This is a genomic window from Thiogranum sp. (genome assembly GCF_058323355.1).
Map to the genome: position 1 here is coordinate 1 of NZ_JBTTIO010000072.1, position 11,923 is coordinate 11,923.

Below are 11,923 nucleotides of genomic sequence, written 5' to 3' on the forward strand. Positions count from 1 at the left end.
ACTGGAATACCAGGTTGTCGCGGCGCTCAAGGACGTTATTGCCCGGTGTGAATCGGCACAGGACTATGAAACCCGGGAGATCCTCGAAGACCTGCTGAAGGATACCGAAGAGGATCACACCTACTGGCTTGAGCGCCAACTGGGTTTGATCGACAAAATTGGGTTGAATAACTATCTACAGTCAAAAATGTAGACCGTGAACTGAAATCAGACTGGCCGAAGTACAGCAAGAAGTACGATCGCAACCAGTAGCAGGGCGGGTACCTCATTGAACCAGCGATAATAAACACCCGAGTGCCGATTATTGCCGAGACGGAATTGTGTGACCAGCCTTGCGCACTGAACGTGGTAGAGGATTAACACTGCAACCAGAATCAGCTTTGCCTGTAGCCAGCTTTCACTGAGCGGCCAGTGCCAGCCGATGACCAGCCAGATGCCAAACAGCCCTGCCAGCAGGGCGCCCAGCGTCATAATAGCCAGCAGCTTGCGTTCCATGACGACAAAGCGCTCGTGCCCGGTCTGATCCTGGCAATCGGCGTGGTAAACGAACAGGCGTGGCAGGTAAAACAACCCGGCAAACCAGGTCACCATGAAAATGATATGGAAGGCCTTGATCCACAGCATGTTCAGTGTGTCGCCACAGGCCGGGGTGAAGTGGAACTTGCGAGCATGTTAACGATCATGGCCCGGACTTTGGCCATATCCATCTCGCCGATTTTCTGGTGAACGATACGGCCGTCCGGTGCGATGAGAAAGCTGCTGGGCGTCAATCGCACATCACCGAAGGCGCGTGCCGCGTCACCCTTGATATCCAGCGCAATCGGGTAAGGCAGTTGGCGCGTTTCGGCCAGGGTAATGACCTGGTTCGGGGGATCGTAGGACATGGCGATGCCGATAATTTCGAAACCTTCCGGTGACAGTTCGTTATACAGCTCGACGAGGTGCGGCATTTCCTTGATACAGCCCGGGCAGGTGGTGGCCCAGAACGTGACCAGTAGCGGCTTTCCACGCAGCGACGACAGCGGGATTTTCTCTCCCCGGATGGTGGATACAGTAATCTCCGGCGCCCTGGCCAGCCCGGCCGGCGCCAGCCACAGGTAAGCAATGCTGCCAAGCAGTGCCAGCGCAAACACTCCGATCAGGATATCTTTCAGTTTCATGACGGAATAGTACCGTGTCGGTCGGGTCAGCGCGAACAGCTACCCGTCGTTAATATGCAGAAAAAGATAATTCTCGCGGAGGCGCAGAGACGCAGGGAAAAGTTTTCTTTTGTATGGTGTTACAGTCAATAACCTTGCGATCTCCGCGCCTCCGCGAGAGAAATAGTATTGTTCCTGGATGGCCGCGATCTACGAAACTCCACTGGCTTTCTTTTCCACAGGTGGCGGCAGAAACTGTTTCGCCAGCTCACGGTAGATTGGCTCAGGGCAAACAAAACGAGAGGTGCCATAGGCGATGAAGGCCGTTGCCATCAGTGGCAACAAAAGCTGCTGGTTGTCGGTCATTTCCATCACAATGACAAAGGCGGTAATAGGCGTCTGTACCACGCCGGTGAAATACCCCACCATGCCGAGGATGATGATGGCGGATACCGGCAATGATGGCATCCAGCTGGCGATTTCCGCGCCCACCCCGGCGCCGGTGGCCAGTGAAGGCGCAAAAATTCCGCCCGGAATACCACTCAGGTAGGAAAAGATCGTCGCCAGCATTTTCATAAACGGGTAGTTGTCCGGTAGTGTGCTGGTGCCGGTGAGGATGGCAGAGGCTTCTTCATAGCCGGTGCCGTAAGCGGTGTTGCCGGACAGGAAGCCGGCGCTGGCAATACCCAGTCCGCAAACCGTGGCGACGATCACCGGCCGGCGCCGCACGATGGGTGCGAGACGTCTTGATCCCTGGATGAGTATGGTACTGAACAGCCCCCCCAGCAGGCCGCCAACGATGCCGCAGACGATTATCGGCATCAGCATTTCTGATGTCTGCATACCGGCCGAGGTGCTGCCGAAGTAGGTGTAGTTGCCCTGGATGACAACAGCCGTGATACCGGCGAGGAAAACACCGGTCAGCAGTACGCCACTGGTGCGTTCCTCAAAGGAGCGTCCCATTTCCTCCACGGCAAACAGAATGCCGGCCAGCGGTGTATTGAAGGCGGCGGCGATACCGGCCGCGCCACCGGCGAGTATCAGGCCACGGTCCATATAATGGTGCGGGAATCTGGCAAACCGCCCCAGCGAGAACATGATGGCTGCGCCAATATGGACGGTTGGCCCTTCGCGACCGATCGATGCGCCACTGAACAGCCCTAACAGGGTCAGCAGGATTTTCCCGAACGCAATCCGGAATGACAGCAGAACGGTGCGCGAGGTGTGTTCCGTCAGTTGCAGGGCGGCGATAGATTGAGGAATGCCACTGCCCTGAGAACCCGGAAAGACTTTTCTGGTCAGCCAGGAAACCCCTACCAGCCCAAGTGGACAGAGTACAAAGGGCACCCAGTCGCCATATTCGAGCAGCGTGTGGAAACCCTTTTCGGCGTATACGGTGCTGATAGCGAAGCCCGAAGCCACTACCCCCACGAATACAGCGCCGGCCCAGAAAAGCAGCCGGATCTTCCATGCGTCTGGCGACAGCAGGTGTTTCCCGGATTTGCGAAGGTGAGTCAGCATGAACGGTTGTGGCCCGAAGGCATCCTGGGGAAAAGGGGGTCGTGCGGGCGACATGGTATTTTCCCGGGCGCGCATATGCAATGTCCTTGTCCTGCATGGACAAACTCCGGCATTGTGCGGAGAATGAGCCCCTTTAAGGTCACGCAAGTACGACGGAAACCATCAAATGATCAAGGTAGGCGTAGTAGGCGGAACCGGGTATACCGGTGTTGAATTGTTGAGATTGCTGGCACTGCACCCGGATGTGCAGCTTGAGGTGATCACTTCGCGAGGTGAGGCGGGTACGCCGGTAGCGGAACTGTTCCCGAACCTGCGTGGACATGTGGACCTCGATTTCAGTGAGCCGGATAGCGAAACACTGGCGGCCTGTGAGCTGGTTTTCTTCGCCACGCCCAATGGTATTGCCATGAAAATGGCCGGGCCATTGCTGGATGCGGGCGTGAAACTGATCGATCTGGCGGCGGATTTTCGTCTGAAGGATGCGGAATTGTGGCAGGACTGGTACGGCATGCCGCACGCCTGCCCGGAGCTGCTGGATGAGGCCGTGTACGGGTTGCCTGAAGTGAATCGCACGGCGATTGCCGATGCCCGGCTGGTGGCGAATCCCGGCTGCTACCCGACTGCCGTACAGCTGGGCTTCCTGCCCTTGCTGGGCGTGGACGGCGCTGACCTGTCCGGTTTGATTGCCGACTGCAAGTCCGGCGTCAGCGGTGCCGGGCGTAAAGCGGCGGTGGGAACACTGCTGGCGGAAGCTTCCGAGAGTTTCAGGGCGTACGGTGTGCCGGGACATCGACACCTGCCGGAAATCCGGCAGGGACTGGAAACGGTTTCCGGCCACAAGATCGGGCTTACCTTCGTACCGCACCTGACGCCAATGATCCGTGGCATACACGCCACCCTCTACCTGCGCCTGGATAACCCGGAGTTTGATCTGCAAACGCTGTTTGAGACGCGTTACCGCGACGAGCCGTTTGTCGATGTGTTGCCTGCCGGTTCGCACCCGGAAACCCGCACAGTCAAGGGCGCCAACCACTGCCGGCTGGCCGTGCACCGGGCGCCGGCGTCAGACGTGGTGGTGGTGTTGTCTGTGATCGACAACCTGGTCAAGGGGGCGGCCGGCCAGGCACTGCAGAACATGAATATCATGTTCGGGCTGGATGAGTCTGCCGGCCTGCAGGGTATCGCCCTGCTGCCCTGATGGCGGCATGATAGTTGCCTGAGTAAGCATAGATTTTATGGAAAGCGGTCAACGCAAGATTCTGGTGTATTCGCCGAGAACACTGTGGCTGGCGCTCGGTGTGCTTGCTGCGCTGACCCTGCTCGGGACGTCGGTGGCGTTTGATTTTGGCAAGCAGTTTGCCGGTGATGAACTGGTGCGGCTGAAAGCGCAGCGTGAACAGCTGGAAACACGCATCGACGACCTCGAAAAGCAGGGCCGTGAACTGCGCGAGCGGGCGGCGGTACTGGAGAAGTCGAGCGAGATTGACCGGCTGGCGAATCTTGAGCTGCGGAATTCCTACGCTGCATTGCAGAATGAATTGCTGGAATTACGCAAGGAACTGGAGTTCTATCGTGGCATTGTATCACCCGGTGGTTCGAAAACCGGTTTGCATATCCAGCGTTTTGAACTGGTTCCCGGACGTGAGGCGGGGCATTTTGACTATAATCTGACCCTTACGCAGCTGAAACGGAACGACCGCTATGCGCGTGGCTCGGTGTTTATGGAGGTAGAGGGTTTGCAGGAGGGCAAACCGGTAAAACTGCCGCTGTCAGCGCTGGTTACAAAAGATGCGGCTGTGTTGAAGTACAAGTTCAGGTACTTCCAGCACTTTTCAGGAGAACTTGTGTTACCGGAACATTTTACACCGCAACGTGTGACGGTCCGCTTGCTTCCGCGTGGCAAAGGACAGCCGGCCGGTGTCGAAACCACACTGGACTGGCCAGCCTGAGTTGCCGGTCTGGCGTATTAAGGAATCTGGAGGTTGTTATGTTTGGATGGGGCAAAAACGCAGGTTGCTCAAGCATCGATACGATTATCGGGCAGCACACGCAACTGAAGGGTGATATTTGCTTCAGTGGTGGTCTGCATATCGATGGCAGGGTCGAGGGCAATATTACCGCCGAGCCAGGTGTTGAAGCGGTATTGACGGTGAGCGAGCAGGGCAGTATCAAGGGTGATGTGCAGGTGCCCAACCTGGTATTGAATGGAGCAGTCGTGGGTGATGTCCATGTCAGCGAACGCGTTGAACTGGCCAGCCATGCACGGGTAACCGGCAATCTGTACTACAGCCTGATCGAGATGGCGATGGGCGCGGAAGTGAATGGAAACATGGTGCATCGTGCACAGTCACAGTCAACCGGGCAGACGGAGGATGAAACGTCTGTTCTGGACGAATCCGGTATCACAGCAGCCAAATAACACTGGCGGACAACACATAACGAATCTTTCCTGCGGTGTGCGGTCTGTATTCTGGCGCAATCCATAGGGAAAAGCATCGTGGCAAAACGCCTGATGCCGGGCGGTGGCGTCGTCGTAAATACTTGACTGAATTACTGGGTAAATGCATACTGCCCACATCGGAATTCAGAATTTTTTAGTGGAGTTGGGTTGATGAGCGATAATACTGCCCAGAACGTGGAATCCCCGGAAGATCTGCTGATCTTCACCGATGATGCGGCGACCAAGGTCAAGCGTCTCATCGAGGAAGAAGGTAACGATAACCTGATGCTGCGCGTGTTTGTCACGGGCGGCGGTTGTTCAGGCTTCCAGTACGGTTTTACTTTCGAGGAAACGGTCAATGAAGGTGACACCGAGATTGAAAAGGGTGGCGTCAAGCTGGTGGTCGATCCCATGAGTTTCCAGTACCTGGTCGGCGCGGAAGTCGATTACAAGGAAGACCTGGAAGGTGCGCGTTTTGTGATCCGTAACCCCAACGCGACCACCACCTGCGGCTGCGGTTCCTCCTTCTCGGTCTGAGAAAACCAGCAATTTATTGAAAAGGCGCATTTTTTGCGCCTTTTTTCGTTCCGGGGCAGGCATTACTGATGCGTTCGCTGTCAGGCTATGTAGAATACCCACCCTCAAGTCAGGCGCGAAAAGCCGTGCCCTGTGATCAGGAGACAGGAATGAGCGAATATCTGCCCGGCCTGGAAGGTGTGCCGGCGACACAGTCAAATATTTCGGATCTGGATGGCAATCTTGGCATCCTGACCTATCGTGGTTACCCCATCGAGGAGCTGGCGCTCAACAGCACCTTCGAGGAAACCACCCTGTTGCTGCTCGATGGTCGCCTGCCGACCGCCGATGAGCTGGCTGCATTCGAAAAGCACTTGCGTGCCAGCCGCATCGTCAAATACAACGTGCGCGACATCATGAAATCCCTGCCGGCTACCGGGCACCCGATGGAAATGCTGCAGACAGCTGTGGCCAGCCTTGGCATGTTCTATTCCGGGGATGAATGTCTCACCGGTGGCGGGCAGTGTAGAGACCTGAATTACGTGCACAACATGTCAGTCAAGATCATCGCCCGGATGGCGACGATCGTGGCCAACTGGGAACATGTGCGTAACGGCTATGACCCGATTCCGCCGCGCAAGGACCTGAATTACGCCGAGAACCTGCTGTACATGTTCAATGGCGAAGACCCCGATCCCCTGCTGGCGCGCATCATGGACGCCTGCCTGATTCTGCACGCGGAACACACCATCAATGCATCGACCTTTGCGGCACTGGTGGCCGGTTCCACGCTGGCCAGTCCGTTCCTGGTGGTGGCGGCAGCGGTTGGTACCCTGGCCGGGCCACTGCACGGCGGCGCCAACCAGCGCGTCGTGGAAATGCTGGAGGAAATCGGCCGGCCGGAAAATGTCCGGCCCTGGCTCGACAAGCAACTGGCTAAAAAGGCCAGGATCTGGGGTATGGGTCACCGTGAATACAAGGTGAAGGATCCGCGCGCCACCATCCTGCAGAAAATGATGCGCGAGTTGATGGAGCAGCGTGGCGGTAACATGGGGCCGCTGTTCGAGACGGCGCTGGCGCTGGAAGAAGCCTGTGAAGAAAAGCTGGCACCCAAGGGGGTGTACGCCAACGTCGATTTTTATTCCGGGATTCTCTACCTGGAAATGGGTATTCCGCCGGACCAGTTCACCTCGATCTTTGCCGTGGCGCGCTCGGCCGGCTGGCTGGCGCACTGGCGCGAGCAGTTAGGCGATAACCGCATTTTCCGTCCCACCCAGGTGTATTCCGGCGAGTCACGGCGCAGTTATGTGCCCATCTCCGAGCGCTAGGCCGGGTAGATAGCGCCCAGCACCACCGGGTGCGAGGCGCCGGTGACAGACGGCAGGTTGCCCGGTGGCCCGCCACGCGTTGCCTTCGCCAGCAAGGCGAAGGCAACCGCTTCCACCCAGTCCGGGTGCAGGCCAAAAGCTTCGGTCGAAGTGATTTCGATGCCTTCCAGTAATTCCGCGAGGCGTTGCATAAGCAAGGTGTTGTGGGCGCCACCGCCGCATACCAGTAACTGTGAGATATCACCGGCGTGTGTCTTTATGGCATCGCTGATGGTCCTGGCTGTGAATTCCAGCAACGTGCGCTGCACATCTTCTGCGTTTGCTGAAGCCGGCCCCCGGTCGAGCTGTTCATCAAGCCAGTTTCCGCAAAATACTTCACGCCCGGTACTTTTGGGTGGTGCCTGATTCAGGAAAGGATGTTCAAGCAGTCTGTCGAGCAGGGTGGGGATACAGTTTCCCTGTGCCGCCCATGCGCCGCCCTTGTCGCAGGCCTGGCCGCGATGCCTGAGGCACCAGCTGTCCATCAGCACATTTCCGGGCCCGCTATCAAAGCCGGTAACAGGGTGGTTGTTGGCGGGCAGAACCGTCAGGTTTGCCATACCTCCAATGTTGAGTACCGCGCGACTCTGGTCTGGACTGGAAAAAACCGCCTGGTGAAATGCCGGAACCAGTGGCGCGCCCTGGCCGCCGGCAGCGATGTCGCGCCGGCGGAAATCGGCAACCGTGGTGATGCCGGTCTTTTCTGCAATGCGGCTCGGGTCGCCACACTGGTGGCTGAAAGCAGGTTCACTGTCCGGCGCATGGAACAGGGTTTGCCCATGGCTGCCAATGGCGCGAATTTTTTCCGGGTTGATTTCTGCTTCCTGAATGAGCGCGTGTGCGGCTTTGGCAAAGGCCTCTCCCGTGGCTGCATCGAGTTGCCCCAGTGCATGCAGTGAAACCGATTCAGGGTGGTCGACGACCTGTGCAAGTTGCTGTTGAATGGCTTCCGGCCAGGCGAAGGTGCGCGCGCAGACAAGTTCAGGCTGGGGGTTTTGCAGATCAACCAGTACAGCATCGATACCATCCATGCTGGTGCCTGACATCAGGCCAAGGTAGTACTCAGCCATAGGGTGAAAGGTTACGACGCAGTGTGCAGGTGTTCACTCTTTAAGCGCGATGGCTTGAGACCGGGCAAGTTCCAGACGTGCCAGCAGGTTGCCGGTTTTCAGTTTGAAATCTGCCATGTAGGTCCGCTGTAGCGGTGCGGCATCCGGCAGTTTCACGGTGAGTGGATTGCGGTGCACGCCGTTGACGCGGACTTCATAGTGCAGGTGCGGGCCGGTTGCCAGCCCGGTGCTGCCGACATAGCCGATGATCTGGCCTTGCTGGACACGGCTGCCATTGCGCAGTCCACGTGCATAGCTGTTGAGGTGTGCGTACAGCGTGTTGTAGCGGCTGCCGTGCTGGATCACCACGGTCTTTCCGTAACCGCCTTTCCTGCCGCGTAATACAATCTTGCCTGCGCCCGTTGCCTTGACCGGTGTGCCACGCGGTGCGGCGTAGTCGACACCCTTGTGGCTGCGGATGGTGTTAAGGATGGGGTGCTTGCGTCCAGGGTTGAAGCGCGAACTGATGCGCGAGAAGGCCACCGGTGTGCGCAGGAAGGTCTTGCGCATGCTGCGGCCTTCAGGTGAATAGTAGTCTGTGCGACCGCGTGCGTCGGTATAGCGTACCGCCTGGTGTGTCTTGTCCTGGTTGATAAATTCGGCCGCCAGGATGTCGCCCGTGCCGATACGTTCACCATCGAGGTAGAGGTCTTCATAGATGACGGTGAAACGGTCGCCCTTGCGGATGTCCAGTGCAAAGTCGATGTCCCAGCCAAATATGTTGGCCAGTTCCATGGTGATGTTCTCGGGCAGATGTGCCTTCTGTGCGGCGAGGAACAGCGAACTGTTAATTTCACCGGTGGCCTGAACCTTGCGGCGTTCCGGTGCACGGGTCACAAGCCGGGTGTCGAAATCATCGCCCTTGCGTAACACCTGGACCTGGTTCAGTGCGTCGATTTCGTACTGTAATTCCAGCAGGCCGTCTTCAGCCGTGGTGCGCAGGCGCAGTACCTGACCGGGATAAATGCGAGTCAGTTTTTTGGCAACGCCGCCGCCGGTAATCAGCCGATGAAGTTGGCCGGCAGGGATATTCTGTTGTGAAAAGATGCGCGCCAGGCTGTCGCCTTCACGTACGGTCACCTTGTGCCATTCACCCTTGACCGGTTCCCGAGCTGCAGTTTGCGAGGCTGTGGCATGACTCTGTCGGGTATTGGCAACGGCAGTTTCAAGGTACGAGTCGGTGCTTTCGGCTACAGCCTCGGGCATGGGTACGGCAAGTGGCAACTCCTTGACTCGCAATGCATTTGCGTCAAGGGAGGTGAGTGAAAACAGGCCAATGGCCAGGCCGGAAACCGAACCCAGCAGCAGCCACCGAAGGCCTTTCGATGAGCGTTTTGGCGACCGGCTATCGGTCCATCCGGTGCTGTAATCCCGCAGTGATGAGTTGTTATACCGCACTGAAATCCCTTTTAATTATCAGCGTAAACCTAACTGACATGGGTTGCCGGGGTCAACCGGTGAATCAATGACAGGTGATTTTAAGGCAGAAACCATGCCATTCTCGACCGGTTATCGGCAGAGGTGTGATACTCTTTCGCCCTGTTTTTCAGTGGCCGGGAGAGGTTGGATGTCGCAGCAAGAGGCGCTTGAGCAGATCAGGCGGGGTGCAGAGGAAATTCTGCTGGAATCAGAGCTGGAAGAGCGCCTGAAAACCGGGAAACGGTTACGGGTGAAGGCGGGCTTTGACCCGACAGCACCGGACTTGCATCTTGGGCATACCGTATTGCTCAACAAGTTGCGTCAGTTCCAGGAGCTCGGGCACGAGGCGATCTTCCTGATTGGTGACTTCACCGGCATGATCGGTGATCCGACGGGCAAGAATATCACCCGCAAACCGCTGACACGCGACGAAGTTATCGAGAATGCAAGGACTTACGAACAGCAGATTTTCAAGATCCTCGATCCGGAAAAGACCCTGGTCATGTTCAATTCCAGCTGGATGAACGAGATGACAGCGGCGGATCTAATCCAGCTGGCGGCCAGACACACTGTGGCGCGTATGCTGGAGCGCGATGATTTCAATAAAAGATATGCTTCCGGTCAGCCTATCGCGATTCATGAATTTCTCTACCCCCTGGTGCAGGGCTATGACTCGGTCGCGCTGAAAGCGGATGTGGAGCTGGGTGGTACGGATCAGAAATTCAATCTGCTGGTCGGCCGGCAGCTGCAGGAAGCCTATGGCCAGAAACCCCAGGTTGTACTGACCATGCCCATTCTCGAAGGGCTGGATGGCGTGCAGAAAATGTCCAAATCGCTGGGGAACTACATTGGTATAGCTGATGCGCCGGATGACATGTTCGGAAAGCTGATGTCTATTTCAGACGAGTTGATGTGGCGTTATTTTGAACTACTGAGTTTTCGACCGCTGACCGAGATTCGCAAGCTGCAGCAGCAAAAGGACGAGGGTCGTAACCCCCGTGATATCAAGTTTGAGCTGGGTGTGGAGATTGTTGCACGCTTTCATTCGCAGCAGGCCGCGCAACAGGCGCAGGAGAATTTCGTGGCCCGCTTCCAGAAGGGGGCTATGCCTGATGACATGCCGGAGGTTGAACTTGCGGCGGACGCGGAAGGTATGCCGATTGCCAATGTGTTGAAGGATGCGGGGCTGACATCCAGCACGTCGGAAAGCCTGCGCATGATCCGTCAGGGTGCTGTGAAACTGGATGGTGAAAAAATTTCGGATGCCAGGCTGAGACTTGCGCCCGGCAAGGCATGTGTTTGCCAGGTGGGGAAACGCCGTTTTGCACGGGTGAATATCCTGCAGGCCTGATGCCAGCGCCTGTCTATAATACTGAATGACGGTTTCGAATTAATCAGAGCTTACTGAAGTAATAGTTTAATAAAGCCCCGGGTTGTGTCTGGCCTGTGCGGACAGGAAAGGCGGAATAATGGGTGAAAAGACAATATTTCTGGTCGAAGACAACCCGGATGACGAGGCGCTTACATTGCGTGCGATCAAGCGCAATAACATCCTGAATGAGGTGATTGTGGCGCGTGATGGTGTCGAGGCCCTGGATTTTCTCGGTGCCTGTGAGGCCGCCGATCTGCCTGGACTGATATTGCTGGACCTGAAGCTGCCGCGTATCGATGGGCTTGAGGTGTTGAGGCGCATCCGCGGAGAAGAAAAGACCCGGCGGCTCTGCGTCGTTATCCTGACATCTTCCAGTGAAGAGCGGGATATTCTCACGGCGTATGAGCTTGGTGTGAACAGCTATATACGCAAGCCGGTAGACTTTGATCAGTTTATCGAAGCGGTACGTCAGCTGGGCGTCTACTGGTTGCTGCTCAACGTGCCGCCGCCTGCCGTCGTGGACTAGGCGCCGCAGTTTTGTGCGATCCATAGCCTGTTGATTTGCCGGTATATTTTACTCGCCTCGTGGTGATTTAAAAAAACTCCCCGTTTGTTGTTGACGGCGGTGAAGTGGTCTGTATAATGCGCGCTTCGCTTCGGGGCGGCACAGGTTGTTTGAGTTGGCCGGAAGCGAGAAAAGTATTGACGAGATCGACGTTTGTGTTCCATAATTGTCGGTCTACGCTGGACGAGCGCCAGCGGGTTCATTAACAAGTCAGATCAGGTAATTTGTGTGGGTGCTTACGTCGAATAGATTGACTGGCTCAATCGATATTCGATGGAAGCAAACTCAAGCAATTCCGAGTTTTGTGTACATCGAGCCAAGATTTGTCGCCTCAAGCGACTAAAGTGATTGAACTGAAGAGTTTGATCCTGGCTCAGATTGAACGCTGGCGGCATGCCTAACACATGCAAGTCGAACGGAAACGATGGAGAGCTTGCTCTTCAGGCGTCGAGTGGCGGACGGGTGAGTAATGCTT

At 56.7% G+C, this 11,923-nt stretch carries 13 protein-coding genes and 1 rRNA gene; 9 read left to right on the top strand and 5 right to left on the bottom strand.

Annotated features, from left to right (window positions below; all coding sequences use genetic code 11):
- A partial coding sequence (locus ACW81B_RS11190; RefSeq protein ID WP_491580306.1) for a ferritin-like domain-containing protein occupies nucleotides 1-193 on the top strand: 193 nt, incomplete at its 5' end.
- Between the two features lie 14 nt (nucleotides 194-207).
- On the opposite strand, the gene ACW81B_RS11195 is transcribed toward ACW81B_RS11190, so the two are convergent.
- From ACW81B_RS11195 to ACW81B_RS11205, 3 genes are all read right to left on the bottom strand, one after another.
- Entirely contained in the window at nucleotides 208-624 is a 417-nt protein-coding gene (locus ACW81B_RS11195) for a CopD family protein (RefSeq protein WP_491580307.1), read from the bottom strand.
- Between the two features lie 2 nt (nucleotides 625-626).
- Nucleotides 627-1,160: a peroxiredoxin family protein gene (locus tag ACW81B_RS11200; RefSeq protein ID WP_491580308.1), complete on the bottom strand. Its 534-nt coding sequence runs from the start codon at nucleotides 1,158-1,160 to the stop codon at nucleotides 627-629.
- Between the two features lie 189 nt (nucleotides 1,161-1,349).
- Nucleotides 1,350-2,714: a chloride channel protein gene (locus tag ACW81B_RS11205; RefSeq protein ID WP_491580309.1), complete on the bottom strand. Its 1,365-nt coding sequence runs from the start codon at nucleotides 2,712-2,714 to the stop codon at nucleotides 1,350-1,352.
- A 112-nt stretch (nucleotides 2,715-2,826) separates the two neighbouring features.
- Here ACW81B_RS11205 and argC point away from each other — a divergent pair, with 112 nt between their 5' ends.
- From argC to ACW81B_RS11230, 5 genes are all read left to right on the top strand, one after another.
- Nucleotides 2,827-3,858 carry an N-acetyl-gamma-glutamyl-phosphate reductase gene (gene argC / locus ACW81B_RS11210; RefSeq protein WP_491580310.1) on the top strand — a complete coding sequence of 344 codons (1,032 nt, stop codon included), beginning with the start codon at nucleotides 2,827-2,829 and terminating at the stop codon, nucleotides 3,856-3,858.
- A 37-nt stretch (nucleotides 3,859-3,895) separates the two neighbouring features.
- Nucleotides 3,896-4,609 (top strand): DUF6776 family protein, encoded by a 714-nt coding sequence (locus ACW81B_RS11215; RefSeq protein WP_491580311.1) that lies wholly within the window; start codon nucleotides 3,896-3,898, stop codon nucleotides 4,607-4,609.
- A gap of 38 nt (nucleotides 4,610-4,647) precedes the next feature.
- On the top strand, nucleotides 4,648-5,079 hold the full coding sequence (locus ACW81B_RS11220) for a bactofilin family protein (RefSeq protein WP_491580312.1): 432 nt from the start codon (nucleotides 4,648-4,650) through the stop codon (nucleotides 5,077-5,079).
- 192 nt (nucleotides 5,080-5,271) lie between these two features.
- Entirely contained in the window at nucleotides 5,272-5,637 is a 366-nt protein-coding gene (erpA, locus tag ACW81B_RS11225; RefSeq protein WP_491580313.1) for an iron-sulfur cluster insertion protein ErpA, read from the top strand.
- Nucleotides 5,638-5,786: 149 nt separating this feature from the next.
- Entirely contained in the window at nucleotides 5,787-6,944 is a 1,158-nt protein-coding gene (locus ACW81B_RS11230; RefSeq protein WP_491580314.1) for a citrate synthase, read from the top strand.
- Here ACW81B_RS11230 and ACW81B_RS11235 read toward each other — a convergent pair.
- Both ACW81B_RS11235 and ACW81B_RS11240 read right to left on the bottom strand, forming a co-directional pair.
- Nucleotides 6,941-8,053 (bottom strand): anhydro-N-acetylmuramic acid kinase, encoded by a 1,113-nt coding sequence (locus tag ACW81B_RS11235; RefSeq protein WP_491580315.1) that lies wholly within the window; start codon nucleotides 8,051-8,053, stop codon nucleotides 6,941-6,943. The two genes, ACW81B_RS11230 and ACW81B_RS11235, sit on opposite strands and share 4 nt — an antisense overlap.
- A gap of 33 nt (nucleotides 8,054-8,086) precedes the next feature.
- Nucleotides 8,087-9,490: an OapA family protein gene (locus ACW81B_RS11240; protein ID WP_491580316.1), complete on the bottom strand. Its 1,404-nt coding sequence runs from the start codon at nucleotides 9,488-9,490 to the stop codon at nucleotides 8,087-8,089.
- A 169-nt stretch (nucleotides 9,491-9,659) separates the two neighbouring features.
- Here ACW81B_RS11240 and tyrS point away from each other — a divergent pair, with 169 nt between their 5' ends.
- The 3 genes from tyrS to ACW81B_RS11255 form a co-directional block, all read left to right on the top strand.
- A complete protein-coding gene (gene tyrS / locus ACW81B_RS11245) occupies nucleotides 9,660-10,862 on the top strand; it encodes a tyrosine--tRNA ligase (RefSeq protein WP_491580317.1) in 1,203 nt (400 codons plus the stop codon).
- A 118-nt stretch (nucleotides 10,863-10,980) separates the two neighbouring features.
- On the top strand, nucleotides 10,981-11,409 hold the full coding sequence (locus ACW81B_RS11250; protein ID WP_491580318.1) for a response regulator: 429 nt from the start codon (nucleotides 10,981-10,983) through the stop codon (nucleotides 11,407-11,409).
- Between the two features lie 389 nt (nucleotides 11,410-11,798).
- Nucleotides 11,799-11,923 (top strand): 16S ribosomal RNA (locus ACW81B_RS11255); the annotation flags it as partial.

What these genes read in the sequence shown, in the direction of transcription:
- ACW81B_RS11250 (WP_491580318.1), top strand. Translation starts at nt 10,981, where the DNA reads ATGGGTGAAAAGACAATATTTCTGGTCGAAGACAACCCGGATGACGAG.
- tyrS (WP_491580317.1), top strand. Translation starts at nt 9,660, where the DNA reads ATGTCGCAGCAAGAGGCGCTTGAGCAGATCAGGCGGGGTGCAGAGGAA.
- argC (WP_491580310.1), top strand. Translation starts at nt 2,827, where the DNA reads ATGATCAAGGTAGGCGTAGTAGGCGGAACCGGGTATACCGGTGTTGAA.
- ACW81B_RS11205 (WP_491580309.1), bottom strand. Translation starts at nt 2,714, where the DNA reads ATGTCGCCCGCACGACCCCCTTTTCCCCAGGATGCCTTCGGGCCACAA.
- ACW81B_RS11195 (WP_491580307.1), bottom strand. Translation starts at nt 624, where the DNA reads ATGCTGTGGATCAAGGCCTTCCATATCATTTTCATGGTGACCTGGTTT.
- ACW81B_RS11230 (WP_491580314.1), top strand. Translation starts at nt 5,787, where the DNA reads ATGAGCGAATATCTGCCCGGCCTGGAAGGTGTGCCGGCGACACAGTCA.
- erpA (WP_491580313.1), top strand. Translation starts at nt 5,272, where the DNA reads ATGAGCGATAATACTGCCCAGAACGTGGAATCCCCGGAAGATCTGCTG.
- ACW81B_RS11215 (WP_491580311.1), top strand. Translation starts at nt 3,896, where the DNA reads ATGGAAAGCGGTCAACGCAAGATTCTGGTGTATTCGCCGAGAACACTG.
- ACW81B_RS11200 (WP_491580308.1), bottom strand. Translation starts at nt 1,160, where the DNA reads ATGAAACTGAAAGATATCCTGATCGGAGTGTTTGCGCTGGCACTGCTT.
- ACW81B_RS11220 (WP_491580312.1), top strand. Translation starts at nt 4,648, where the DNA reads ATGTTTGGATGGGGCAAAAACGCAGGTTGCTCAAGCATCGATACGATT.
- ACW81B_RS11235 (WP_491580315.1), bottom strand. Translation starts at nt 8,053, where the DNA reads ATGGCTGAGTACTACCTTGGCCTGATGTCAGGCACCAGCATGGATGGT.